At 68.0% G+C, this 22,942-nt stretch carries 26 protein-coding genes and 1 pseudogene; 14 read left to right on the forward strand and 13 right to left on the reverse strand.

Translation table 11 applies throughout. From position 1 onward, the window contains the following. Nucleotides 1-8: 8 nt before the first annotated feature. From ACQP1O_RS22955 to ACQP1O_RS22965, 3 genes are all read right to left on the reverse strand, one after another. Nucleotides 9-1,037 (reverse strand): hypothetical protein, encoded by a 1,029-nt coding sequence (locus ACQP1O_RS22955; RefSeq protein ID WP_433560546.1) that lies wholly within the window; start codon nucleotides 1,035-1,037, stop codon nucleotides 9-11. A gap of 13 nt (nucleotides 1,038-1,050) precedes the next feature. Next, the gene (locus tag ACQP1O_RS22960; RefSeq protein ID WP_433560547.1) at nucleotides 1,051-2,574 is read right to left on the reverse strand and encodes an aldehyde dehydrogenase family protein; all 1,524 of its coding nucleotides are present in this window, start codon (nucleotides 2,572-2,574) and stop codon (nucleotides 1,051-1,053) included. 215 nt (nucleotides 2,575-2,789) lie between these two features. Continuing rightward, nucleotides 2,790-3,512, reverse strand: a complete 723-nt coding sequence (locus tag ACQP1O_RS22965; protein WP_433560548.1) for a FadR/GntR family transcriptional regulator — start codon at nucleotides 3,510-3,512, stop codon at nucleotides 2,790-2,792. Between the two features lie 444 nt (nucleotides 3,513-3,956). Here ACQP1O_RS22965 and ACQP1O_RS22970 point away from each other — a divergent pair, with 444 nt between their 5' ends. Further along, entirely contained in the window at nucleotides 3,957-4,244 is a 288-nt protein-coding gene (locus ACQP1O_RS22970) for a hypothetical protein (RefSeq protein ID WP_433560549.1), read from the forward strand. A 247-nt stretch (nucleotides 4,245-4,491) separates the two neighbouring features. Here the strand turns inward: ACQP1O_RS22970 and ACQP1O_RS22975 are convergent, their stop codons facing one another. Continuing rightward, nucleotides 4,492-4,794, reverse strand: coding sequence for a hypothetical protein (locus tag ACQP1O_RS22975; RefSeq protein WP_433560550.1), 303 nt, complete (start codon nucleotides 4,792-4,794; stop codon nucleotides 4,492-4,494). Between the two features lie 483 nt (nucleotides 4,795-5,277). Between ACQP1O_RS22975 and ACQP1O_RS22980 the strand changes: the two genes are divergently transcribed. Then, a complete protein-coding gene (locus ACQP1O_RS22980; RefSeq protein ID WP_433560551.1) occupies nucleotides 5,278-5,538 on the forward strand; it encodes a hypothetical protein in 261 nt (86 codons plus the stop codon). Between the two features lie 916 nt (nucleotides 5,539-6,454). Then, nucleotides 6,455-6,781, forward strand: coding sequence for a VOC family protein (locus tag ACQP1O_RS22985; RefSeq protein ID WP_433560552.1), 327 nt, complete (start codon nucleotides 6,455-6,457; stop codon nucleotides 6,779-6,781). A 157-nt stretch (nucleotides 6,782-6,938) separates the two neighbouring features. Here the strand turns inward: ACQP1O_RS22985 and ACQP1O_RS22990 are convergent. The 3 genes and pseudogenes from ACQP1O_RS22990 to ACQP1O_RS23000 form a co-directional block, all read right to left on the reverse strand. Then, nucleotides 6,939-7,225: pseudogene (locus ACQP1O_RS22990) on the reverse strand (IS110 family transposase); the annotation flags it as partial. A gap of 37 nt (nucleotides 7,226-7,262) precedes the next feature. Continuing rightward, on the reverse strand, nucleotides 7,263-8,648 hold the full coding sequence (locus tag ACQP1O_RS22995; RefSeq protein WP_433560553.1) for an alpha/beta hydrolase family protein: 1,386 nt from the start codon (nucleotides 8,646-8,648) through the stop codon (nucleotides 7,263-7,265). Nucleotides 8,649-8,714: 66 nt separating this feature from the next. Beyond that, complete coding sequence (locus ACQP1O_RS23000; protein WP_433560554.1) at nucleotides 8,715-9,275, reverse strand: ArsR/SmtB family transcription factor; 561 nt, start codon at nucleotides 9,273-9,275, stop codon at nucleotides 8,715-8,717. Nucleotides 9,276-9,423: 148 nt separating this feature from the next. Between ACQP1O_RS23000 and ACQP1O_RS23005 the strand changes: the two genes are divergently transcribed. Beyond that, nucleotides 9,424-9,633 carry a hypothetical protein gene (locus ACQP1O_RS23005; protein ID WP_433560555.1) on the forward strand — a complete coding sequence of 70 codons (210 nt, stop codon included), beginning with the start codon at nucleotides 9,424-9,426 and terminating at the stop codon, nucleotides 9,631-9,633. Between the two features lie 376 nt (nucleotides 9,634-10,009). Here ACQP1O_RS23005 and ACQP1O_RS23010 read toward each other — a convergent pair whose 3' ends face one another. Further along, nucleotides 10,010-10,957 (reverse strand): glycoside hydrolase family 5 protein, encoded by a 948-nt coding sequence (locus tag ACQP1O_RS23010; protein WP_433560556.1) that lies wholly within the window; start codon nucleotides 10,955-10,957, stop codon nucleotides 10,010-10,012. Then, nucleotides 10,944-11,537: a PadR family transcriptional regulator gene (locus ACQP1O_RS23015; protein WP_433560557.1), complete on the reverse strand. Its 594-nt coding sequence runs from the start codon at nucleotides 11,535-11,537 to the stop codon at nucleotides 10,944-10,946. The genes ACQP1O_RS23010 and ACQP1O_RS23015 overlap by 14 nt, the downstream gene beginning before the upstream one ends. Before the next feature lie 266 nt (nucleotides 11,538-11,803). Between ACQP1O_RS23015 and ACQP1O_RS23020 the strand changes: the two genes are divergently transcribed. Next, nucleotides 11,804-12,178, forward strand: coding sequence for a hypothetical protein (locus tag ACQP1O_RS23020; protein WP_433560558.1), 375 nt, complete (start codon nucleotides 11,804-11,806; stop codon nucleotides 12,176-12,178). 109 nt (nucleotides 12,179-12,287) lie between these two features. After that, the gene (locus tag ACQP1O_RS23025; protein WP_433560559.1) at nucleotides 12,288-13,418 is read left to right on the forward strand and encodes a glycosyltransferase; all 1,131 of its coding nucleotides are present in this window, start codon (nucleotides 12,288-12,290) and stop codon (nucleotides 13,416-13,418) included. A gap of 117 nt (nucleotides 13,419-13,535) precedes the next feature. Here ACQP1O_RS23025 and ACQP1O_RS23030 read toward each other — a convergent pair whose 3' ends face one another. Then, nucleotides 13,536-14,657, reverse strand: coding sequence for a hypothetical protein (locus ACQP1O_RS23030; RefSeq protein WP_433560560.1), 1,122 nt, complete (start codon nucleotides 14,655-14,657; stop codon nucleotides 13,536-13,538). Nucleotides 14,658-14,965: 308 nt separating this feature from the next. Between ACQP1O_RS23030 and ACQP1O_RS23035 the strand changes: the two genes are divergently transcribed. The 6 genes from ACQP1O_RS23035 (at nucleotide 14,966) to ACQP1O_RS23060 (ending at nucleotide 18,671) form a co-directional block, all read left to right on the forward strand. Then, nucleotides 14,966-16,150, forward strand: coding sequence for an anion permease (locus ACQP1O_RS23035; protein WP_433560561.1), 1,185 nt, complete (start codon nucleotides 14,966-14,968; stop codon nucleotides 16,148-16,150). 11 nt (nucleotides 16,151-16,161) lie between these two features. Continuing rightward, nucleotides 16,162-16,455 carry a hypothetical protein gene (locus ACQP1O_RS23040; protein ID WP_433560562.1) on the forward strand — a complete coding sequence of 98 codons (294 nt, stop codon included), beginning with the start codon at nucleotides 16,162-16,164 and terminating at the stop codon, nucleotides 16,453-16,455. Between the two features lie 3 nt (nucleotides 16,456-16,458). Continuing rightward, nucleotides 16,459-16,761, forward strand: coding sequence for a DUF3349 domain-containing protein (locus tag ACQP1O_RS23045; protein WP_433560563.1), 303 nt, complete (start codon nucleotides 16,459-16,461; stop codon nucleotides 16,759-16,761). 32 nt (nucleotides 16,762-16,793) lie between these two features. Then, nucleotides 16,794-17,105 carry a DUF3349 domain-containing protein gene (locus ACQP1O_RS23050; protein ID WP_433560564.1) on the forward strand — a complete coding sequence of 104 codons (312 nt, stop codon included), beginning with the start codon at nucleotides 16,794-16,796 and terminating at the stop codon, nucleotides 17,103-17,105. A gap of 186 nt (nucleotides 17,106-17,291) precedes the next feature. Beyond that, nucleotides 17,292-18,398 carry an alanine dehydrogenase gene (gene ald, locus ACQP1O_RS23055; RefSeq protein WP_433560565.1) on the forward strand — a complete coding sequence of 369 codons (1,107 nt, stop codon included), beginning with the start codon at nucleotides 17,292-17,294 and terminating at the stop codon, nucleotides 18,396-18,398. Between the two features lie 51 nt (nucleotides 18,399-18,449). After that, a complete protein-coding gene (locus tag ACQP1O_RS23060) occupies nucleotides 18,450-18,671 on the forward strand; it encodes a hypothetical protein (RefSeq protein ID WP_433560566.1) in 222 nt (73 codons plus the stop codon). A 57-nt stretch (nucleotides 18,672-18,728) separates the two neighbouring features. On the opposite strand, the gene ACQP1O_RS23065 is transcribed toward ACQP1O_RS23060, so the two are convergent. Continuing rightward, a complete protein-coding gene (locus ACQP1O_RS23065) occupies nucleotides 18,729-19,229 on the reverse strand; it encodes an Lrp/AsnC family transcriptional regulator (protein WP_433560567.1) in 501 nt (166 codons plus the stop codon). Nucleotides 19,230-19,882: 653 nt separating this feature from the next. On the opposite strand from ACQP1O_RS23065, the gene ACQP1O_RS23070 reads away from it, so the two are divergent. Beyond that, nucleotides 19,883-20,794, forward strand: coding sequence for a DMT family transporter (locus ACQP1O_RS23070; RefSeq protein WP_433560568.1), 912 nt, complete (start codon nucleotides 19,883-19,885; stop codon nucleotides 20,792-20,794). A gap of 182 nt (nucleotides 20,795-20,976) precedes the next feature. Here ACQP1O_RS23070 and ACQP1O_RS23075 read toward each other — a convergent pair whose 3' ends face one another. Then, nucleotides 20,977-21,804, reverse strand: coding sequence for an acyl-CoA thioesterase (locus tag ACQP1O_RS23075; RefSeq protein WP_433560569.1), 828 nt, complete (start codon nucleotides 21,802-21,804; stop codon nucleotides 20,977-20,979). Between the two features lie 200 nt (nucleotides 21,805-22,004). On the opposite strand from ACQP1O_RS23075, the gene ACQP1O_RS23080 reads away from it, so the two are divergent. Further along, the gene (locus tag ACQP1O_RS23080; protein WP_433560570.1) at nucleotides 22,005-22,667 is read left to right on the forward strand and encodes an HAD-IA family hydrolase; all 663 of its coding nucleotides are present in this window, start codon (nucleotides 22,005-22,007) and stop codon (nucleotides 22,665-22,667) included. Between the two features lie 42 nt (nucleotides 22,668-22,709). Here ACQP1O_RS23080 and ACQP1O_RS23085 read toward each other — a convergent pair whose 3' ends face one another. Next, on the reverse strand, nucleotides 22,710-22,865 hold the full coding sequence (locus ACQP1O_RS23085) for a hypothetical protein (protein ID WP_433560571.1): 156 nt from the start codon (nucleotides 22,863-22,865) through the stop codon (nucleotides 22,710-22,712). Nucleotides 22,866-22,942: the final 77 nt, after the last annotated feature.

Raw genomic sequence — 22,942 nt, forward strand, 5'->3', positions numbered from 1 at the left:
GGGTTCTGTCAGACGATCGGGGACACCGACGCAACCGGGTGCGGGACAAGGAATTCCAGCGCTCCGCCGTGCGGGCTGCGCAGCTCGAAGGCGTTGCCGTTGATCGGGGCGACATGCACGGAGACGGCGGCGGTCTTGGAATTGAGGCAGTAGCTGGTGCCGCGCGCCGGGTTCCGGTAGGCCAGGCACACCATCTGCTCGGGCTCGGCGTGCATGCGCAGGTCCGCGGTGCCGTGGCGGCCGCGCATGCGCAGGGTCCATGCGGGGAAGTCGAGCCGGGGGCGCTGCCGCCACAGGTCGACGATCCGGTCGAACCGGAATTCCTCGTCGCCGCGGCGGATGACCAGCATGGACAGCAACGGTGAGGTGCGGCCCGCGATACGGGTGCGGCCCGAGGCCGCCTCCATCACGGCGAAGGGTTCCCCGCCCCGGGCATCGGTGAAAACGCACTGGCCCCAGGCGTATTCGGGGCTGTGTTCGCGGCCCCAGTTGTGGCCCTGCATCCCGTGCCAGCCGCTCAGGTCCCAGTGCTCGCCCTGCCATTCCAGCCGGCCCGTGCAGGTCAGCACCGGGAACGGGGTCACGAGTTTGTTGTTCGGCACCGGAGTGTCGAGCAACCGGTCGCCGGGCAGCAGCGACATCGGCTCACCCAGGCCCTCCACCTTGCTGAAGCTCAGATCCCAGGCGACGGTCTGCGCGGCATCGGACAGTGCGCCGCCGGTCGTACCGCCGTTCCCGGTCAACGACAGGGTCAACGGACCGACGGTGACGTCCTGCCCGATCGAGTGCGCCTCGAATCGTGCCGCGGCCAAGGGAATATCGAGACACCACGCGTGCGTGCGCTGCCCGTCGAAGACGCTGCACCACGCCTGCGCCAGCGCGGTCCCCTCGCGCGAGGTGAGCACGGTCGCCTTGATCCACACCGCGCGCGGCGAGTGCGGGTCGTTGGCGCGCACGAACCACGATTCGACGTGATCGTCCCCCGCCCGCAGCCGCGGAGCATTGTGGGCGATGGCGGTCATGACTTGGTTGTTCACCGATTCCCGTCCTTCAGAGTTTCGGCTGCCGGCTGAGCATGCCCAGCAGCACGTGACCGGCCCGCCCGTATCCTCGCAGCCGAGCCGCTGCCCGCGGCGTGACCGCGCCGGAGGCCAGCGCCCGCATCGCGTCCTCGAGCTCGGGCCCGTACGGATACCACCAGGGCCGCTTCGGCCCGAACGCCGGGCCGCGCGGCAGATCCACCACCTGCACCCGGCTCGCATCCAGCAGCGCATCCACCCCGTGCGAGCGGCCGAAGCCCGACCGGCCGACCCCGCCCCACGGCAGCTCCGGTGTCGAATACATGGTCGCCGCAACATCATTGATCGATACCGCGCCGGCTCGCAGCCGCTGTGCCAGCGCGCGGGCGCGCCCGACATCGGCGGAGAACACGCTGGCGGTGAGTCCGTACTCGGTCGCGTTGTGCAGTGTGACGGCCTCGTCGTCGGACCCGAACCGCGCGATCGCCGCCACCGGCCCGAACGTCTCCTCCCGCCACACCTCGGCCGTCGTGACACCCGCACCGCTCACCAATGCGGGCGAGAGGTGGCGGTCCCGCAACGGTTCTCCGCCGCGTACCTGCAGACCGCCCTGCCGCGCCGCAGCGAGATGGCGTTCCCACACCCGCTGCTGGCGGTCATCGATGGCCGGCGCCAGATCCCGCCCGGTGTCGATGCGCCGCACCTTGTCCTCGAGCCGGACCAGGAACGCGTCGTGCAGCGATTCGTGCACCAGCACCCGCTCGATCGAGCAACAGGCCTGTCCCCCATTGAAGTTCGCGCCCCAGGCCACCGCCGAGGTGGTGAACTCCAGGTCGGCATCGTCGAGCACGATCGCGGCGTCGATCCCGCCCAGTTCCAGCCCGACCGGAATCGGGAAGCGCGCGGCGGCGGCCATCACCGTCCGCCCGGTGGCCACCGAACCGGTGAACAGCACCTTGTCCGGCCGCCCGGCGATCAACTCGGCGCCGACCGCCCCGTCTCCGAGCGCCAGTTGCAGGACCCCGGCGGGCAATCCGCAGTCGGAGATCAGCCCGACGAGCGCCTCGGCCACCCGCGGCGTGAGCTCGGAAGGCTTGAGCACCACCGCATTTCCCGCGATCAATGCGGGCAGCACCTGACTGAACGGGATCAGGAACGGCAAGTTCCAGGGCGCGATGGCGACCACGACCCAGTAGGGCCGATGGGTGCGAAGCGCCTTCCGATGCGGCACGGTCGCGGAGCTGATCCGGGTCGCGCCCAGGGCCGCGACGGCACTGTCGAGGTGATGGCGCGCCAGGGCGATCGCCGGGACGACCTCGTGCGCCAGCGCCTCGGCGAGTGGCTTGCCGTTCTCGGCGACGATCACCTGCGCGATCCGGTCCATCCGGTCGAACAACAGCTGCGGCAGCGACCCCAGCACCCGGACCCGTTCGGCGACCGTCAGCGCAGCCCACTGCGACTGCACCTCCCGCGCTTGCTCGAGCAACACGGCCGGGGCAACCACGTCCGGCCGCTCGGCGCGAGCCTCGCGGTGCGATTGCAGAGGGGGCGTCATACACGTACCGCCTTGTCCAGACAGATGATCTTGGCCTGATGGCCAAGTGGTCAGACCAATATATCGATCCAGTGTCGAAACACAAGACCTTCGTCCGGATCGGTCAGCTGTGCCAGCGATCTGCGATCGCCGGGACGGAGCTCGGTACCGGCGGCGGTCCACGCGCCGGGACGCGGCGGGCGTTCTTCGAGCCGGGGTCGGTGCGAGCGGGCGTCCTATGCGCCGGGTCGAGCCTGCCGCAGAAATGCGTCGAACGACTCCGCCGCGATCGCCAGCAGGGCATCCGCCGCCGCCCGCGCCTCCTGGGCGTCGCCCGCGATGACCGCCTCGGCCAGCCCACGGTAGCGATCGATGCTGCCCACCTCGCCGGCCATCACTCCCGCCAGCGCCTCCACCGCGGGTTCGTACACCGCGCGCAGATCGTTGTAGAGCAGCCGGTACACGATGGAATCCGCACCATCCACCAGGTGATCCCAGAAGGCGACCGCCGACATCTGCTGTGCTACCGGATCGTGTTCCACCGCAAGCGCTTCCACTGCCGCGTGCAGCGCCTCGGCCAGCCCGGCCCCGGCGCGCACGGCGGCCAGCCCCGCGACCTCCCGCCCGAGCACCCGCCGCGTCTCCAGGATCGACCGCACCACCGCGTGGTCCAGCTCCCCCTGCCGAATCAGCAACCGCGGCAACATCTCCAGCCCCGCGTGCCGCCGGAAGTCCTGCACCGTCGTCGACCCACCCTGCCGCACCTCGACCAGCCCGGTGTGCGCGAGCCTCTGCAGCGCCTCCCGCACCGTCGGCCGCGACACCCCCAGGGTCTCCGCCAGGGCCCGCTCCGCCGGCAGGGCCGCCCCCGGCGCCAACTCGCCGTCCAGCACCTCACCCACGAGCTGCTCGAACACGGTGTCCGGCACCGTCCGCCGATCGATACGCTTGAACGCCATCCCCGAACGCTAAATCCGTCCACGCGACAGGTCAAGCGGCCAGACCAGTTGCTGCACTACCCGGTGCCCGGGCCGCCGGCAGCGGCGCAGGGTTGCCAGGCAATGGGCGATCGAGGTGACCAAGATCAGCGAGCCGATTGCTCGCTGACGTGATCAGAACGCGGTGACAGCGTCACGCACCCGATCTCCGGCCATGACGGTCCGGGTCGAACGGGACCTTCACGAACGCGCGAAAACCGCGGTGGGCGAGATCGATTCGAACCCGAACGCACACGTGGTCGCGTTCCCGCGCCGGCTGGTCAACGACACCGACGAACGTCCAGCACGTCCGCGGACACCGACTTCCTGCGATGGCACGGTTAGCCGCCCGGGCAAATCGGACGTCCTCGTCGCGCCTCGTCGCGCCTCGCTCGCGGAGAGCGTGGGTGGCGCTACGGTTCCGCCATGATGCTGCTGCAGCCGCCCACGATCGCGTCAGCGCAGGAGAAGGGGATGATCCTCGATGTGGCCGCTCTCGGCCGCCACGATCCCCTCGGTGCCGACATCCCGTATCTGCGCCTCACCGACGGCTGGATGTTCCAGCTGCCCGAGGAGTTGCGGGAGTGGGCAAGGGTCGTCATCGGAGGCAACTGGCACGCCGGCGCCGCGGGATACCCGTCGCATTTCCCGTGTCGGATCGAATTCGGGGTGCGCGACGGCCGCGTGTACGCCCAGATGCTGGAGCGCGCATAGAGAGGCCGACGGGCGGCAGGCAGAAGTCTCCTGGAGGCAGGCCACTTCGTTGTTCTTCGCGCGATTACCTCCGGAATTCCCGGAGCTTCCCTTCGTCCGAGTGTCGGGGAGGAATTGGGGACTGCTTGGATCAAGCTCGATCGGACACTGTCGTCGGAGTTCAACCACTCGGCTCGGCCACTGAGCACTCCGGCCTGTACGACATGGGCATCCGCGCCGAATGTCTCGGATGTTCGCTGTCGAGGATTCAGTCGGTCCAGCTGGTGGTGTGGTGGCCACCGCTGTCCGAGTGGCCACCATGGTGGCCACCGCTGTCGTGGTGGTGCCCACCGTGGTGGTGGCCGCCGTGGTGGGGCGCGATGTCGGAATGTGAAGTGTCGGAGGAGATTCCGAGGGTGTCGATCGAACCGCTGCTGCGGCGGCGTGGCCGTGAGTCGCGGTGGACGATCGCGTTGAAGATTGTGTAGACGGTCAGCAGCGCGAAGAAGACGGCCAGCGGCACGAGCACCAGCACGAGGAGCCCCAGCACGATGTAGACGAAAATCATCACCGGCGCAGCGTGCGCCTGGCGCGCGTGCGGCGTCAATACCGGAGACCCATCGCCGACACGCTGCTACCGGCAACTTCGATCGTGCTGGTGTTCCGGACTGGCGCCGGTCCTGTTGAGTTCTGGTTGTCGTGGGTTCTGTGAATTCGTGAGCAGGGTTGTCGCGCTGGTGGTTTCATGTGCGGCTGTGCGTTCGGAACCACACTTCGCCGGTGGTTTCGGGATTGACCCGCAGTTGGGTGTTCGCCGGGCCCCTGTGGTCCGGGGCTCGCGATCGTGGGTGTTCGTCGTGACGGACCTGCCTGCGGAAACATTCCGCGGCCCACGGAGCCGTGGATGTCTGCTACAACCGTTGAGCCATGCGACGGTGCACACCCCGCCGCCGGGCGCTCATCGGAACGGACCCGGCCCAGTGACGGGTTGCCCTGGATATTGGGGTCCCCGGACTTGATTCGAAACACATTTGGTTCACTTAGTCTTCGCTGCATGATCTTGCATAGTCGCACCGCCCGAACCGGACTCGCTCTCTTCGCGCTCACGGCGGCCCTCGCCACAGCCTCGAGCCCCGCCTACGCCGGCACGCCCGCATCGGCGCCCGGGGTCAACGTCATCGCGGATAGCACACCCACCACCAACGCGGGGAGTTCGAGCGGTTCGTCATCACTCGCCTCCCTGCTCGGGCAGCTCTGGCCCCGCGCGGCAGACTCCTGCAATGCCAACGGAATCTGCCCGGGCGGACCTCGCTGAGGGTATCCACGTCCGTACGCATTGGCCTCTACGCGGCCCATGGGGTCCGCACGGCCGAAAAGCCACGGTAAGGACCCGGCTACCGCAGATAATTTCCCGAGTCGGCAGATGGGCACCCGAGTTACCGGGGCTTGAGACTGGTGAAGTCGCGTATTCGACTGTCTCCGATTGTGGTGCACTGCCAGGGCTTCAGGAGGTCCGGTCGAGGCCAGGGGACCTTTCATCCCAGGTCAGCACAGTCCCTCGGTCAGATCCTGGTGAGTCGCATCCGATGCGAGGATCTCGCGCCGGATGCGAGTGCCCGCTGAACCGCAGGTAACTGAGCTGAATCGGTCCATCGAAATATCTGGTCGGCATACTCTCTCAACACTCGCTGTGTCGCCGGGTTCCATTGGCCGCGAGCACCTTCGCTCCCCGAAGCGCGGTTGGCGGAGAGACAGTCGCGAGTTCGCATCCGCTGCAATTGGCGGCAGAAGGTCCAAGTCTGCGAAATGTCCCGCTAAAGCGCTGACCAGCCCCGCTTCGACAGTTCGACCAACATGGTTGTGGCGGTGATGGTTTCATCAGGAGCTGTGCGTGATGAGGCGGCGGAGTACGGCCGGTTCGGTGCGTTGTCGCGGGTGGAGTTGGAGAGCGATCTTCGCTGGCGCCGTCGAGTGGCTGCGCAAGAAGCCCGCGTTGCTGCCTCGTGGGTCAGAATGAAGGTGTCACGGACCCGCAGCGGTCGGAGGTCGCGGCTGGGTCAGCGCGGTATTCAGCCAGGATAGTGCGCGGCTTTGCGCCAGCCGACGCTGACATCGACTGCTGCTCCACGTGTTCCGCTGACCTTGCACCCTGGCTGACGGTCGCATGCGAGACTCTTCGCATGGCTGTGGGTTCTGCTCTTCCGCCAGGGTTTCATTCAGTGACACCACGCATGGTGGTGGACGACCAAGTTGCGGCGGTTGCGTTCCTAAGGACGGCGTTCGACGCAGTCGGCGAGGTCGAGCCGAATCGGCCGACCGAGGTTCGTATCGGCGACTCGGTGATCATGGTGTCGGAAGCCGGCGAACGGGAGGTGTTTCCGGCCTTTCTGTACGTCTATGTCGATGACATGGCCGCCACCTATCAGCGGGCGGTGAGCGCTGGGGCAGTCACCGTGGAGGAACCGCTCGACACCCCGTATGGTGACCGTCGTGCCATGATCCGCGACCCGTTCGGCAACGTCTATCAGATCGCGAGTCGCCTCGGGACCACTGCGTGAGAGGTCGAGCACGCCATCAGTCCAGCAACAAAGGTGAGGTTTCCCGGACACCGATTTGGCAGGACCGGAGGTTCTGCTGGAAGACATCTCACGTTGTTAGCTGTCAAGCGGCTGGCTCAGGTTGTCGTGGAAAGGCCTGGTGCTCGTCGTATTGCTGTCAGGTTTGGAGGCAGTGGTGAAGCTGGCCCAGGAACTTGTTGAACAGGTGGCGTTGGGCTTGATGGTTCCAGTCCCCTGCCGCGCGGCGGGTGTCGAAGTGTCGGCGAGCACCGGGCGATGCGCGTAACGAGCCCAAAGCCCAGACCGAGCCTGCCGCCGCGAGTCGGTTGTTCTTGATATACCGGTGCAGCACAACGGTTTTCTTGCCGCTGGCGCGTGTTATGGGGCGGATCCAGCGTATGCCTTCAGGCCGCGCGAGTCGGGAGATCGAGTCCGGATCGAACCCGTTGTGGTGCATGGGACATCACCCACTCGGCGACCGTTATTGGATGGAGAACAGACCCCAGGTGATTGCCCAGGTCAGCCAGGCGCACCCGGCGGCGAGCAGGACGCCGAGCCCGGCGTGCCGCGCCGTGGCCACCCCGGTTCGGCCGCGCACGGCAGTGGTCGCCGTGAGGGCTAACAGCACAGCGGTGAGTATTGCGAGTCCTTGCAGCATCAGCCACACGAGCGATCGGCCAGCGACCACCGGGCCGACGGTTCGGGCATCGTCAGCGAGGATCGACTCCACGTACACCACGGTCGCGACCAGCGAGAGTAGCCCGCACAGTGCCAGCAGCCGGGCGGATCGGCGGGCAGGGCGGGGGCGGCGGTTCGTCGATGACACCAACAGGTAGCCGAGGAAGACGACCAGCACGGTGGCGAGCAGGATCGACTGGACCCGCGCCGAGGTCCACCAGCCGTGACCGGGGTCGATACTCGACAGGGTCTGAGCCGGAGGCGGTTGCTCCGAGGAGACCGGTGGGGCATCGTTCGCGACCTGGTTAACCCATGCGGTCATATCATCGAGGTAGCCGGGAGCGAAGGCGCCTTTCGGCGCGCCCGGACCCGCTGCGGCGCCCAGCCGGTCGAAGCCGTCGGTAGTCGAGCGACCGTTGTGGGCGGCGCCCGTGATGAAGCGGATGGTGACCGAAGCAGATCCGGTCAGCGTGTTCCGCAGCACCGCAGCACTTTCCGCGGGTGGGGCCTGTACGTCATGATCTCCCCACAGCGCGAGCACTGGGACATGCACGCCGCGCAGCGCTGGCAGGGGATCGAATCCGGCTGCGGGGAACGCCCCGGTCTCGCCGATCAATCGTGCTGCGGGCCCCTCGACGATGTCCGCGAGCGGACCGGTATCACCGTGGCGGCGCAGGGTTTCGGCCAGACTCCAGGTCTGCGTGCGCAATGGCGTGAACCCGGGGGCTCCGAGGGTGACCAGGAATGCGACGTCGCTGGATCTCGCGGCAACCAGCGGGGTGACCCAGGCGCCTTCGCTGAATCCCCACAGTCCGACCCGATCGGCCCGTACTCCCGGTGTGTGACGGAGGGTTTCGAGCGCGGCGAAAGCGTCGTCGGCGAGCAGGGATAAGTCGCGGTGGGTGCGTGAGTAGTCCGTGGTTCGTTTGTCATAGATCAGTGTCGTGATCCCGGCCGCTGCGAAGGCGCGGGCCTCGGCGAGGTATTCCGTGCGGGGCCCGCGTCCGGAGCCGCCGACCAGGACGATACCGGGTGCGGTGGAATGCGGTGCGGCCGAGGCGATCACCGTGCCGTGCAGCGTCAGCCCGCCACCTCCGGTGAAGATGATATCTGTGCCGTCGGTCGACGATACGGGCGCGGGCGCGGGATCGGCGACGGCAGCCGGGGTGAATAGAGCGGTGAACGACACCGATACCAGCAGGGCAAGTACAAGTGATCGGAGAGAATGCATATTCGGTTGCCTTCCGAAGCCGGCTCAGGTCTCGGGAAAACCGAACAGTCGTAGCAGCACGGATTTTCGCTCGTCGCCGGCATCCTCGGCAGCGGCGCCGTAGCGTTGGACGAGCTGGATGTATTCTTCGAAGAACTCGCGCAGGCGCGGCAGATCTACGCGAATAGTGGCGCGGGAGAACAGGAATGCGTCTGCCCATTCCCCGAGTTCGGGCGCCTGTCGTTCGAATCCTTCGTAGAGCTCGACGAGTTCGGCGAGATTGTTGCGGCTCATTTCCGCGCTGGCCGCGCGCATTTCGGTAGTCTGTGCGGTGTACGGCGGGAAGCGGCGGTCGCCGGGGACGGCGCGCCACCAGCGTTCCTTGCCGGCGGCCAGCTCCGGGACTTCTTCGACGAACCCGTATTTGGCGAGTTGCCGCAGGTGATAGCTGGTGAGCCCACTGCTCTCGCCGAGTGCCTGAGCGAGTGTGGTGGCGGTGACCGGCCCACCACGCAGTTGTTCCTCGATGCGGCGGCGCAGTGGATGCGCGAGAAGTCGCAGCACGGCCACGTCGGTAATCGTCTGGGGGAAAGGCTGATCGGCCACGAGGATCACCCTAACTCATGCAAAGGGTCTTTGCAAAGCTCATTTGCAACTTGGATCCCAGGATCGTTGGCAACGAACGCGCTCGCCGCAGCACCACCGTGAACCTCGGCCTACCAGCGTTCAGTACGATCGCCGACCCGCTGATCCGGTGGCGGCGAAGAATCCGCCGGCGCGCGTCCCGACCGCGGCTGCCGAACACCGCGCTGCCGTCGAGAAGGTGCTGTCCTCGCCCCGCTCGATCCGTGAGGTCTTGATGTGGGTCCGCGACATACTCGACACCGGCCAACTACGCGGCGGCGCAGCCGAACCGGTACACAACGGCCTCGCCTACCTGACCCACAGGACGGACCGCCGCTGACCCCCGGCCGCTAGTGTGGTGTCTCGGTGGCAAGCCAGCGCAGCTGGTGCGGCAGCAGCTTCGGACGCAACCGCGTCGCCGACCGCAGCGTCCGCGCCCGGCCGGATGTCGCCCCGATCCTGCTCTGCCCCAAGCGTTCCCACTCGGTTTCCGTGCCGCTCCCGGCCCTGGTTTCTCGACCACCCTCGATTGAGTGCTCGCAGAGCGAGGGTGGTCAAGAAACCGGAAGCCTGCGGACGGAAGGGCCGGGAGCGCAACGGGGGTCGAGGGACAGATCCGCGAAAAGTCACGCTACCCGTTTTGGCTATCAATCCAGCGTGCTGCAGCAGATAACGGCGACCCGGGGCTGCCGGAGGACCGCATCGGCGCGACCTTGTCAGTCCATCAACGCGCGCAACAGCGGCTGATTCCAGCTCTGGGATTCGAGGTCGTAGAGGGAGAAGGTGGGCGCGAAAGACCAGCAACCCCAGGAGAACCCGTGTTCTTCGGCCTGCCGCCTGTTGAACTCGGTCCAGCAGGCGCGGCTGGCCGGGTCGGCTTTGGCGGTGGTGCCGAACTCGCCGACGAAGACGGGCCGCTGGTTGGCTTCGGCCCATGCGGCCAGGCCCCCGTAGCCCGCCGCCAATTCGCCGCGCTGCTGGTCGGTTCCGGTCCAGGTGGTGCAGAGCCATGAGCGCGGATCACCGAACGGAGTGTCGGCGCCCAGCCATTCCTCGCCCTGCATGGTGAAGGTGATCGGCCAGTACTGATGGATGGTGACGATCAGGTTGGGGTCGTCGGGCAGCGCCAACTGGGGCAGCATGCGAATGTTGTTGTAAGCGCTGGGGCCGAAGACGACGGCGCGCTCGGTATCGGTCTTGCGGATCACGGTCAGTAGCTCGCGCAGGGTGTCGTTCCACAGCGGGTCGAGGGCGTCGCGCGGTTCGGTGAACGGCTCGAGCACCACCGACCGCGGGCGGTCGGCGAACGCAGTCGCGACCTGGTCGGTGATCGACAGCAGGCGCGGCAGGTACCGGGTTGGGTTCGCGATCAGGTCCGGGTCGAGGAAATTGGTGAGCACCACCGCCAGGTCGCGTTCGGCCGCCAGGTCCAGATAGGTGTGCACGCGGTCCAAAGCCTGTGATGCGATCCGGAATTCGGGTGTGTCACCGCAGTGCGCCGCCCAGTACACACCCAACCGGACCGCGGAGAACCCCGCCCGCTCGAAGAGGTCGAATTCGTGTGCGGTCAGCTCGACGGTGTAGCCGGACTCCAGGGGAGACCCGAGGTCCGGGCACACGTTGATCGTGCGGGCCAGCAGCCGGTTGATGTCATGAATGGTCATCGGAGTACTCCTCATCGGCGAGAGGCCAGGTCAATGTGCCCTGGCGGAGGTCGGCAGCGAAGGCGAGCAGCCAATCGCGCTCGGCACGGCGTAGTGCCTGGGCGTAGGTGTGATCGGTGAGGAAGACCGGCTCGACGTCCGAGGCGGCGGCGAGTCCGGCCTCGACCTCCTCGACGGTGGCGTCGATGTGCTCGGCGCGACGCGAGATCAGTTCCGCCACTTCACTTCCGGGTAGCGCGAACATGAACGCCAGCGCCGTGGCGAAGGCGGCCGCGTCGTGCGTTGGATCGCAGAGCAACTTCCGCAGCCCGGTCTTCAGCGCAGTGACCCCGGCCGGGGTGATGCGATAGACCGTGCGCTCCGGCCGGTTTCCGGCGCGCGCCGGGTCGTCCTGCTCGACCAGTCCGGCCGCCGTCAGCCGGGGCAGCAGGTCGTAGAGCGTCGCGTGCTTGAGCTTGAGAGTGCGGTCGAGCCCGCGCTCGCACAACAGGGTTCGCATCTCATACGGGTGCCGCGCGCTTTCGGCCAGGAGTCCCAGCACGGCCAGGGCGGGCGGACTGAACAGTGGCCTGGGCGGCATGCTCCCCCTTTAGTCGAATTCGATTGGTCGAATTCGACTATATGTGGTCACAGGCCACCACGGCCACTGGGAGTCGCCGTAGTACTCGCCGAAATCGGGCAGACATCGGAGTAACCGCCGCCGAGGGCGCGATCGGTCGTGACGACCGGTCCAAAGAGGCGTCGCCACCAATGGTCCACCAGCAACCAACAGCACCCGATCATCAACGCTCACCATGCCCACAGCCTGTACAGGGCGGGCGGGCGGTATAGGCAATAATCGAATGCATGTTCGAGTACTGGAGTGACGAATTCGCGGCAGCTCAGCGCCGCGTCGTGGATCCTCCGACGCCGGTACTCGTCGATCTGAGCATCGCGATCCCCACCCATGGCCCGTTCCGCAGGGACGCGGTGTCCCTGCGGATCAAGGCCGGCGCGCTCGATCTCAACGCCACAGTGCCCGGCCTGCTCTACGCGTGGGCCCAGTGCACCGACGGAACCTGGATCGGGCTCGTCGGGTTCGCCATCCCGACCGCCAACCGGCGCGGACGCGTCGAAACCCGACAGTGGACGCCGGGAAATGCCTTGTCACGAACACCGGGCGCTGCGGGCGGTCAGAGCCGCAAAACCGGTCAGCTCACGAGATTTCGCCCCGACCAGTGAGAGAGCGGGGTGCCGACTACGCCGGGTTTGCTGGGTCTTTCGCGGGTGTTCATGTGGTGTTGGCGCCGGAGGTGCCGACGGTAACCCGTTGCCCTGCACGATCGGCCACGTGCGCATCGTTCAGCTGGCGAACTTCTATGGTCCGCGGTCGGGTGGGTTGCGCACCGCGTTGCATCACCTGGGTGCGGGATATGCGGCCGCCGGGCACGAGGTGGTGCTGGTCGTGCCGGGGCCGAAGCGGGCCGAGGAGGTGCTGCCGACCGGGGTACTGCGGATCACGGTGCCCGCGCCGCAGATTCCTTGGACGGGCGGTTATCGGGCGGCGGACCCGCGCCGGGTCGCGGACACCCTGGCCGGGCTGCGGCCGGATGTGCTGGAGGTGTCGGACCGGTTGACGCTGCGTGGCTTCGGCCGGTGGGCGCGCCGACGCGACATCGCTGGCGTGATGATCTCCCACGAGCGCCTCGACCGGTTGCTGGGCCAGATCCTGCCCGGTCCGATAGCCCGCCGCGCCGCCGACGCCGCCAACCGCCGCACCGCCGAGGACTACGACGTGGTCGTCTGCACCACGCAGTTCGCGCGCGAGGAGTTCCACCGCATCGACGTCGAGAACGTCGAACTCGTCCCGCTCGGCGTCGATCTGGACATGTTCCGGCCGGACCGCCACGACCACCGCCTGCGCACCGATCTCGGCGCCGACGACTACCCGTTGCTGGTGCATTGCGGCCGCCTCTCGGTCGAGAAGCGGGTCGACCGCAGTATCGCCGCAGTGAGCGCATTGCGCCGCCGCGGCCTCGACGCCCGTCTGGTCGTCGCGGGCGACGGCCCCCGCCGCGACGCCCTCGAGCGCCGCGCCCGCACCATCCCACCGCTCCCGGACGGGCGCCCCACCGTGCACTTCGCCGGATTCATCGACGACAGAACCGCTTTGGCCACCCTGCTGGCCACCGCCGACGTCTCGCTGGCCCCCGGCCCGCACGAGACCTTCGGCCTGGCCGCGCTGGAAGCCCTCGCCGCCGGCACCCCGGTCGTGGTCAGCCGCTCCTCCGCCCTGGCCGACATCATCACCGCCGAAGCCGGAGCGGTTGCCGCAGACCACCCCCGGGCCTTCGCCGAGGCCGTCACCGACGTGCTGTCCCGCCCGGCCGCCGAACGCCGCCGGGCCGCCCGCAGCCGCGCCGAGGAATTCACCTGGCCCGCAGCCGTTTCCGGCATGCTCGGCCTGCTCGGTCAGGGCTGACGGCTCGCCTCGGGAGCGACGGGTCGGCGCGCCGGGTGAGCAGTGCGCAAGGCGCACTGCTCACCCGGGACTCTGGGCACGACCCACGTACAGCAGACCTACTTTCGCTGGAGCCGGTCAGTCGCGCGACGGGTCCGGCTGCCAGGGCACGTAGGGCCGGCCCGACGCCTCCGCGGCATTCTTCGAGGAGTTCAGCTGGTACGGCGTGATCCCGCCGTGCTGCCATGGTCCTGCCGAGCCCGCCGCAAGTGCCGACCCGGTCTTGGGGACCAGGCCGATCTCATTGCGCACCACCGTGATCGGGCGGTCGGCCAGCGAGAACCAGTCCAGGTCGAGGAAGTCGTGGCTGCCCTGGGTGAGCGCGCCGCGCCGCATGGCATCGCCGAGCCGTTCGGCCATTCCATGCGTGCTGAGGTGGCCTTCGTCGGCCTCGAACAGGCCCGCGCCCGCGCGCAGGTACCCGGTCTCGAACAGCGAGATCACCATGGCCAGCAGGCTGAACGCGCGCGGGTCGTCATTGGCGCGGGCCATGAAGGCGAAGACCTCGATCTCGTTCTCGAGGGTGGTCCCGTACCCGGCGAGCACGTGCACCCAGTCGTGCTGGGCCAGCAGCGGCGGGGCGGAACCGGGCAGACCGGGGGTGACGAAGCCCCGGTCGCGATAGAAGTCGGCGACGCCGCGTCCCAGCGTGCCGACCGGCAGATCCCACAGGTCGGCCCAGCGCCCTGCCAGTACCGGATCATCGGTGACCGCGCTCCACGAACTGTCCAGGCCCTCGGTGTGCAGCGCGTCCAGCCGCAGCGTGTTCGTATTGCCCAGATAGCCATTGCGGGTGAAGTCGACCGCGGCCAGATCCACCGCGCCCTCGGCGTAGCGTTGCGCGACGGCGATCATGTCGTCGTCGACGCCGAGCGCATCGGCGAACTCCCGCAGCCGGTTTCCCACTGCCGCGGGCAGCGGCCGCACCACCAGCGCCGCGAGCAGCATGGTCTGCACGATCCGCTCCCGGAACACCCGATTGCGCCGGGCCATGCCGTCCGCGAACTCCGCCGCCCCGATCGGGCCCACCTCGGCCAGTTCCACCGGATGCCCGGTCATCGACAGGAACAAGGCCGGAACCAGCAACTGCTGCAGCGGCGTCAGCCCCGCCTCCCCCGCCGCCGCACTGACCACACCCCGCGCCAGGAACCGCACCTCGGCGGCATCCGGCGGCGTGAGCAGCACCTCGTCCATCTCCACCCTCCAGAACCTCGGGCCCCAGCGGCCCGCCTCATTCTCACCGCGAAGCACCGTCGCCGCGCGTTCATTTCACTGACGGCGTAGTCCGCCCACCTCCCGCCTCGCTCGACTCCGAATCCTGCGGTAAGAGGTGATCGCGAATGAACCCGCCGCAGATGCTGTGCAACTGGATGTCCACGCTCGTGCCCGGCTGCTGAGGCGAGAGGCCGGGTGCTCCGGGCGACTGTCCCGGGCGATTCGATTGAATTTCGAGTGAACTCCGGCGTGTGGGCGTTCTGCGCACGGTATTCCGTTGTGACACTGGAGTTGTGAGCGCTGAGCTACTGGTTCTCTTGATCGTGGTGGTTACCGCGTTGGCGTTCGATTTCACCAACGGTTTTCACGACACGGCGAATGCGATGGCGACCTCCATCGCGACCGGCGCGCTCGCTCCCCGGGTGGCAGTGGCCCTTTCGGCCGTGCTCAACCTGGTCGGGGCGTTCCTGTCGGTCGAGGTCGCCAAGACGGTCTCGGGTGGGCTGCTGAATATCGGCGGTATCCACGGTATGGCCCTGCTGCACATAGTTTTCGCGGGCCTGGTCGGCGGAATTCTGTGGAATCTGTTCACCTGGCTGGTCGGAATTCCGTCGAGTTCCTCCCATGCCCTCTTCGGTGGCCTGATCGGGGCCGCGGTCGCCGCGCTGGGCGCGAGCGGCGTGATCTGGACCGGGGATCAGAAGACCGGCCTGATCAACAAGATCATCCTCCCGGCCCTGCTGGCCCCCTTCGTCGCCGCGCTGGTGGCCGGACTGGGCACCTACGCGGTCTACCGACTGACCCGTCACTCCCGCAAGGACCGGGTGAGCACCGCATTCCGCTGGGGCCAAATCGGTTCCGCGTCCCTGGTCTCGCTGGCCCACGGCACCAATGACGCGCAGAAGACCATGGGCGTCATCTTCATGGCCCTGGTCGCCCGCGGCACCTACACCAATGCCGACGACATCCCGCTGTGGGTGAAGGTGTGCTGCGCCCTGGCGATCGCCGCGGGTACCTATCTGGGCGGGTGGCGCATCATCCGCACCCTGGGCAAGGGCCTGGTGCAGATCGATTCGCCGCAGGGTTTCGCGGCCGAAACCTCCTCGGCGGCCATCATTCTCACCTCGGCCCAGTTCGGCCTGCCGCTGTCGACCACCCAGACCGCGACCGGATCCATCCTGGGCACGGGCCTGGGCAAGCCCGGCGCGGAGGTGCGCTGGGGTGTCATGGGCCGCATGGCCGTGGCCTGGCTGCTGACCCTGCCGCTGGCCGGTCTGGTCGGCGCGGCCTGCTGGTGGGTCGCCGATCTCGGCGGTGGCCTGCTCGGCGTGCTGATCGTGCTGGCCGTGCTGATCGCCGTGTCGGTCTACATGTACCTGCGCTCGCGCCGCAATCCGATCGACACCAGCAATGTCAACGACGACTGGGAGGACGGCCTCACCCCGTCGGCCCAGCCGCGCGAGACCACCACGGCCTGAGGAGAGCGAGCATGCACACCTTCGACGCCATCGCCAAGTCCCTGGGCGAGGTCACGCTGATCGCGCTGGTGCTCGGGGTCGGCGTGCCGGTGATCTTCGGGATCGGCGTCCGGCTCTGGGCCCTGGAACCGGCCGCCGACGGCCCGGCCACCGCCAACCGCAATGTGGTCGTCACCGCCATCGCCTACCTGTGCTTCGCGGCCGCCCTGGTCGTGGTCGCTGCCGGAATCCTCTACATCGCCAAGGATTTCATCAGCCACAGCTTCGACATCCAGTTGTTCGGCGCGAAACCCCCGAAGAAGTGAGCCATGACGACCAATCGTTCGATCCTCGCCACCGTCCTGGCCTGGCTGCGCGCGGGTTACCCGCACGGCATCCCGCGTGAGGACTACGTGGCCCTGTTCGCGGTGCTGCACCGCAAACTCACCGACCGCGAAGTCGACGAGGTCATCGAGGGATTGCTCGCCTCCGGCGGTGTGCTGGACCGGGCCGCCATCGAAACCGCCATCGCGAAACTCGCCCACGAGAAGCCCGGCGCCGACGACGTGAACCGGGTCGCGGCCCGGCTGGCGGCCGGCGGGTGGCCGCTGGGCGACCCGCCCGAAGCGTGAATTCCGTTCCGGCGGAGTAGAACCGAGCACCGATGGAGTTGTCTGAGCTACTGGCCAGGATTGTCGGCTGGCTGCGCGCCGGGTACCCGCAGGGCGTGCCCGACACCGACTATCTGCCGCTGCTGGCCGTCCTGGCCCGGCGGCTGTCCGAGGACGAGGTGCGGCAGGTGGCCGCCGAGCTGGTGCTGCTCGGCGCGCTGCCCGCCGACCGGGCCGACGTCGGGGTGATCATCACCAAACTCACCGACGAGATGCCGCGCGCCGCCGATCTGGATCGGGTCCGGGCCCAGTTGCGGGCGGGTGGCTGGGCGATCGACGACAGCTGGCCGGAGCCGTTGCAGTAGCGCCGCAAACGCCGAATATGCTTCGATGTGACCCAGCTCTCAATCATTGATTTCGAGTATTCGGATAGGCAACGGCGAATTCAGAGAATCTTATTCACCGCTCTGGAGCTAATCGCGCACAATATTCATACTTACTCTCTGGCGGCGATCCCGCCGAAACCCCAGTCGAGAGAGTCAGGAGTGCGGATGAAGATCGGAATTCCCCGCGAGGTCAAGAACCACGAGTACCGGGTGGCCTGCACGCCCGCCGGCGTGCACGAGCTGGTGGCCCGCGGCCACGAGGTGGTCGTCGAGGCCGGCGCGGGTGTCGGCTCGACGTTCGAGGACGACGCCTACCGCTTCGCCGGTGCGCAGGTGCTCGACACCGCCGACGAGGTCTGGGGCATTGCCGATCTGGTCCTCAAGGTGAAAGAGCCCGTCGCCGAGGAGTATGCGCGCCTGCGCCAGGACCAGGTGCTGTTCACCTACCTGCACCTGGCCGCCTCCCGGGAGTGCACCGACGCCCTGCTGTCCTCGGGCATCACCTCCCTGGCCTACGAAACCGTCACCGCCCCCGACGGTTCCTTGCCGCTGCTGGCCCCGATGAGCGAGGTCGCGGGCCGGTTGGCGCCGCAGGCGGGCGCGTATCACCTGATGCGCAGCGGCGGCGGCCGCGGCGTGCTCATGGGCGGTGTGCCGGGTGTGCGCCCGGCCCGCGTGGTGGTGATCGGTGCGGGCGTGTCCGGGCGCAATGCCATCGCCGTCGCGCACGGCATGCACGCCGAGGTCACGGTGCTGGATTTGAACATTCAGCGCCTGCGCGAGATCGACGACCTGTACCACGGCCAGGTGCGCACCGTCATGTCCAACCGGCTCGAGGTCGAGAATCTGGTGCGCGAGGCCGACCTGGTCATCGGCGCGGTGCTGGTGCCCGGCGCGAAGGCTCCGACCCTGGTCTCCAATGACCTTGTCGCCCAGATGAAGCCGGGCTCGGTGCTGGTCGACATCGCCATCGACCAGGGCGGCTGCTTCGCCGATTCGCGCCCCACCACGCACGCCGAGCCCACCTACCGGGTGCACGACTCGATCTTCTACTGCGTGGCCAATATGCCCGGCGCGGTGCCGCACACCTCGACGGTGGCCCTCACCAACGCCACTCTCCCCTATGCGGTCGCCCTGGCCGACAAGGGCTGGCGCGCCGCCGTCGCCGCCGACCCGGGCCTGGCCGCGGGACTGAGCACCCACAATGGCGAACTGCTCTCGGAATCGGTTGCGGCAGCGCACGGTTACGCCGCACACTCCCTGGCCGCCTGAGGCCTCGTCCGGAAAGGTCGACACGGTAATGCCCGGGGATGGTGACCGGCCATGACCACCGAAGGATGGTTCCCGCGCGAAGGTGATGTTCACGTGCGAATCTGGCTGGCCGACGTGGTCTTCGACTACACCGTCACCGCGGCGGCAGTGCGCCACTTGATCCACGATTGGAAGCAAAAGCATTGGTTCACAATCGAATTCATACGCGACACCATCGACGACTGTCGGCTGCTGCCGCGCCTGCCGTGCGAACGACTGTTCCTCGGACCGTGAGGGTTCCGCATACTGAACAAACCTTTCCGGACATGGCACCAGCCCCCGCGCCGCCGATCAGGTCGCGGGGCGATGCCCCGGGCGCACGTGCTCGAAGATGAGGATCGTCTCGGTGGACGCGACGCTGGAATGCGCGCTCAGATGCTCGAGCACGAAGGTGCGCAGCTCGCCGGAGTCGGCGGTGGCGACATGGATCAGGTAATCGTCGGCCCCGGCAATGAAATACACGTTCTCGACCTCCGGCAGCGCGGCCATCTGCTCACCGAATTCGGCCAGCTGGCCGCGCGCCGCCGCACGCACCCGCACCGCGATCATCGCCTGCAGATCGCGACCCAGCGCGGCCGGGTCGATATCGGCGTGGAACCCGCGGATCACCCCGTGCTCCACCAGTGCCCGCACCCGGCCCAGGCAGGTCGAGGGTGCGATCCCCGCCGCCGCGGCCAGCGCATTGTTGGTCATTCGCCCGTCGCGGGCCAGCTCATCGAGCAGCAGCCGGTCGATGGCATCCAGCGGAACCGGCCCGCCCGACACATTCGATCCTGAAGAAACCTTCTTCATGGAGGAACTGTATCGAACTTCCTTCGCGCGATAGGGGCGAATCAACGGAATATTCGTCCCGAGCGGTCACTCACCGGCCCAGATCTTCCAGCTGGTGACCCCGCGCTCCCGGTACCCGCTCCGCTTCAGGTAGGGCACCGGCCGAGGTCGATTCACCACATCAACTCTCTACGTGTCGAGCGTCGGCCGGTACCGGTGCCGCGCACGCGATGAGCCGATGCTCGGCCCAGTGGGCACTGTGTCGCCGCCCATGTCGAACGGCTGTGCTGGACAATCGAACTGAGCGCCGACCAGATCCACGATCCGTTCACCACATGCAGCGACTGGACGGCCGCCGAAGTCGACGAGGGGACCTGCGCGGCACACACTCTCGGCGGATACGTACTCGAGCACTACCTCACTCCGCCGATAGTCCTGAAACACGCCGGACCCGCCACCACCTGACCACCGGGGAGGGCCGGCGCGAGGCTGTTGGGTAATCTCGACCCATGGGTACGTTCTGGCACTCCGTCACGCCGCCGCCGGCCGCCTGATCGGGCGCAGCGGCAGACTCTCGTTTCGCGTTCCGGCTGACCTCCGACGGCAGCCCGGATTCGTCGTGCGCCCGTTTCGATTCCTTCCCCCTTCGGAATTCGACGACGGAGTACTCGACAGTGTCCGAACGCACGTCCACGCTCACCCCTGAACACACCCCCTCGACCTCCTGGCGCGGTAGTGCGCCGATCCTCGCCGCGTCGGTGCTGTGGGGCAGCACCGGTACCGCGGCATCGCTGGCTCCGGCCGGAACATCCGCTGCCGCAATCGGTTCGGCCGGATTGGTCCTCGGCGGGTTGTTGCTGTTCGTCACCGGCCGCGGGCACCGCATGCGAGCCTCGGCAGCAGAGCGCTCGCTGCTGATGCTCGGCGCCTGTGCGGTGGCCGGGTATCCGGTCACCTTCTATCCGGCCGTGGCCCGGACCGGCGTCGCGGTGGCGACGGTCATCGCTCTCGGGAGCGCTCCGGTCTTCGCGGGCCTGCTGGCCTGGCTGACCGGACACGGTAGGCCGACCGCACGCTGGTGTGTCGCCACCGGAATGGCCGTAATCGGTTGCGCCGTACTGGTTGTCGGTCCAAGGTTCGGCGACGATGCGGCGATCGACCTGCTCGGCGTGCTGCTCGCGGCCTGCGCAGGCCTCACCTACGCCGTCTACTCCCTGATCGGCGGCACCCTCATCGCTCGCGACCACGCCTCCGGCTCGGTCATGGGCACCATGTTCGGTCTCGCCGCCGTCCTGGCGCTGCCTGTGGTCGCAACGTCCGACCCGATCTGGCTGACCACTCCGCGCGGCGCAGCGGTGGCCCTGCACCTCGCCCTCTTCACGACGTTCCTGGCCTACCGCCTCTTCGGATACGGTCTGCGGCACACGACCGTCGCGTCCGCTACCACGCTGACCCTCGCCGAGCCCGCCGTCGCCACCCTCCTCGGTGTCACCGTCGTCGGTGAGCACCTTCCGGTCCTGTCGTGGTGCGGCCTGGTCGTGCTCGGTGCGGGTCTGGCCGTCCTGACATTCCCCGCCAAACGGTGAAAAGCGCTGCTCGCCAGGCACTTCCATCGTCTCGATCGATCGATGGCGAAACATCGTCCGGGGAACCTCGGCGCGGCGCTCGATCGGCGCGACAAGACGATCCACAACGAGGCCGTCCGTGCCGTCGGACGGCGCAGTCCGCTGTGGCTGTCCGACGCGGCCGATCGGTGCCGAGGTGAGGGTCAGTCCTTGAAATACACGAGCTGGTGGCTGGTGGCCAGCGCGGTGCCCTCCTCGGTCCACAGGTGGGCCGACTGGTCGAAGAAGCCATTGCCGAAGTGTTGCGCCCGGGCGGTCGCGAGAACGAACCGTGCCGGATCCGCTTGCGGGTCGAGCTCGGCGTGGAAGTAGACGGTGAGCGAGACGGTCCCTGCGGGGACCATCCGGCCCAGGCGCAGCATGACGCGCGGAAAGAAGATATCGCTCATCGCCGCCACGGCCGGAAAGTCCAGCGAGCGGGCAGGCGTGTCCCGAACCCACAGGATGGAGGTGGACGTCGGTGCCGGTGCGCCGTCATCGCCCCCGGCGAACGGGCCGCGGCCCGCCACGAACCGCATCTCGTAATTCCGCAGCCACGCAGGCGATTCGGGCAGTACCGCCACCTCGAGGGAGTCCGGCGCGGGCGCGGCGGGCGGGCTGATCTCGGTGTCGGACCAGGTCGAGCGGCGCAACGCGCACACCACGGTCGCGGTGGTCGCCACGGTGTCGTCCTGCCGCATGGTCACCACCCAGTGCTGGGTGGTGCGATTGGTCCGCACCGGCTCCGCGTCGATGGTGAACGGTCCCGTGGCGACGGGCCCGGCGTAGTTGACCGTCAGCGACAGCGGACTGCCCGCGCAGCGCGGGTCGTCGAGAACGGCCCGCAGCATGGTGGCGGCCGTGATCCCACCGAAGGGGCCCACCATGTTCGAGTACTCGACGCTGGTGTGGCCGAGGAAGCGGCCCTCCCCGTCCGGCTTCAGCGTGGTGGCGGTATCGAACGGGTGCTCGAGGGCTGTGGTCGACCGCAAGGCGAAATCTCCTTCGAACAGGTGCGTATTCGTGCGCGCGTATGCGTGGCTCTCCGGCTCGCCGGAGAATGTCCTGCACCGACTATAACGACCGTTATATATGTCCGGTGCGCGGGGACCCACGTCACATGGAATCGCCCGGCCGCGACACGAATTCGAGATCTATTGCACGGCCGGTGCCCCGTGGTTATAACCAGCCTATGACGGTTCACGCCACGCTTGCCGCCCGCGGCCTCCTGCTCGACATGGACAGCACCCTCGTGAATTCCGAAGCCGTAGTGGAACTGCTGTGGCGACGCTGGGCCGCCGAGCACGAGCTCGTCGCGGCCGATGTACTGGCGATAGCGCACGGCCGCCAGGGCTGGGCGACCATGGCCGACCTCCTCCCCGACCGCCCCGCGGAGCTCAACCGCGCCGACTGTGATCGCATGCTCGCCGAGGAAGCCACCATCATCGAGGGCGTCGTTCCCATCCCCGGCGCACCCGAATTCATGGCCGCCCTCACCGATCTCCCCCACGCCCTGGTCACCTCCGCCAGCGACCTCCTCGCCGAAACCCGGATGAACGCTGCCGGCCTGCCCCTCCCCCGAATCCGCATCACCGCCGAGTCCGTGACGGTGAGCAAACCCCACCCCGAAGGCTTCCTGAAAGCCGCAGCCGAACTTGGCCTTTCCCCCGGCGACTGCCTGGTCTTCGAAGATTCCCGAGCGGGCATCGCCGCCGCCAAGGCGGCAGGCATGCGCGTCATCGGCGTAGGCCCCCGGGCCGCCACCCTCACCCCCACCGCCCACGTCCCCGACCTGACCCACATCCGAGTCGACGCGCGCCCCGACAGCTCGATCGCCATCCACGTATCAGCGTGACCCCGAAGCGGTTTCACCCCGTCCGACCCTCCTGAGCGCAGATCACAGATCGCCGCCGAACCATCCGCTATCCGCTGCCCACTCGGCCGGCGTCAAGACGCCGAGGACCGCGGCGCCGACCAGCCGCCCCAGCCGGGCACGGGCCGCCGAAGCCCATAAGACCGTGGGAATTCCGGTGAAAGCCAGCGCGAAGGTCACGCCGCGAGACTGGCCCACGGCCGGATGCGGCGGCCTCGTCCCTTTCCCGCTGCTGACGATCGGGCTGCCGATCGGCG

The sequence above is a fragment of the Nocardia sp. CA-151230 genome, from assembly GCF_050942175.1.
Classification (GTDB): Bacteria; Actinomycetota; Actinomycetes; order Mycobacteriales; family Mycobacteriaceae; genus Nocardia.

Bases quoted from the DNA above. Each gene is read 5' to 3' on its own strand.
- ACQP1O_RS22970 (WP_433560549.1), top strand. From the start codon at position 3,957: ATGATGCTGCTGCAGCCGCCCACGATCGCGTCAGCGCAGGAGAAGGGG.
- ACQP1O_RS23040 (WP_433560562.1), top strand. From the start codon at position 16,162: ATGCACACCTTCGACGCCATCGCCAAGTCCCTGGGCGAGGTCACGCTG.
- ACQP1O_RS23020 (WP_433560558.1), top strand. From the start codon at position 11,804: ATGTTCGAGTACTGGAGTGACGAATTCGCGGCAGCTCAGCGCCGCGTC.
- ACQP1O_RS23010 (WP_433560556.1), bottom strand. From the start codon at position 10,957: ATGACCATTCATGACATCAACCGGCTGCTGGCCCGCACGATCAACGTG.
- ACQP1O_RS22980 (WP_433560551.1), top strand. From the start codon at position 5,278: ATGATCTTGCATAGTCGCACCGCCCGAACCGGACTCGCTCTCTTCGCG.
- ACQP1O_RS23060 (WP_433560566.1), top strand. From the start codon at position 18,450: ATGACCACCGAAGGATGGTTCCCGCGCGAAGGTGATGTTCACGTGCGA.
- ald (WP_433560565.1), top strand. From the start codon at position 17,292: ATGAAGATCGGAATTCCCCGCGAGGTCAAGAACCACGAGTACCGGGTG.
- ACQP1O_RS23080 (WP_433560570.1), top strand. From the start codon at position 22,005: ATGACGGTTCACGCCACGCTTGCCGCCCGCGGCCTCCTGCTCGACATG.
- ACQP1O_RS23050 (WP_433560564.1), top strand. From the start codon at position 16,794: ATGGAGTTGTCTGAGCTACTGGCCAGGATTGTCGGCTGGCTGCGCGCC.
- ACQP1O_RS23015 (WP_433560557.1), bottom strand. From the start codon at position 11,537: ATGCCGCCCAGGCCACTGTTCAGTCCGCCCGCCCTGGCCGTGCTGGGA.
- ACQP1O_RS23065 (WP_433560567.1), bottom strand. From the start codon at position 19,229: ATGAAGAAGGTTTCTTCAGGATCGAATGTGTCGGGCGGGCCGGTTCCG.
- ACQP1O_RS22965 (WP_433560548.1), bottom strand. From the start codon at position 3,512: ATGGCGTTCAAGCGTATCGATCGGCGGACGGTGCCGGACACCGTGTTC.
- ACQP1O_RS23045 (WP_433560563.1), top strand. From the start codon at position 16,459: ATGACGACCAATCGTTCGATCCTCGCCACCGTCCTGGCCTGGCTGCGC.
- ACQP1O_RS22985 (WP_433560552.1), top strand. From the start codon at position 6,455: ATGGTGGTGGACGACCAAGTTGCGGCGGTTGCGTTCCTAAGGACGGCG.
- ACQP1O_RS22960 (WP_433560547.1), bottom strand. From the start codon at position 2,574: ATGACGCCCCCTCTGCAATCGCACCGCGAGGCTCGCGCCGAGCGGCCG.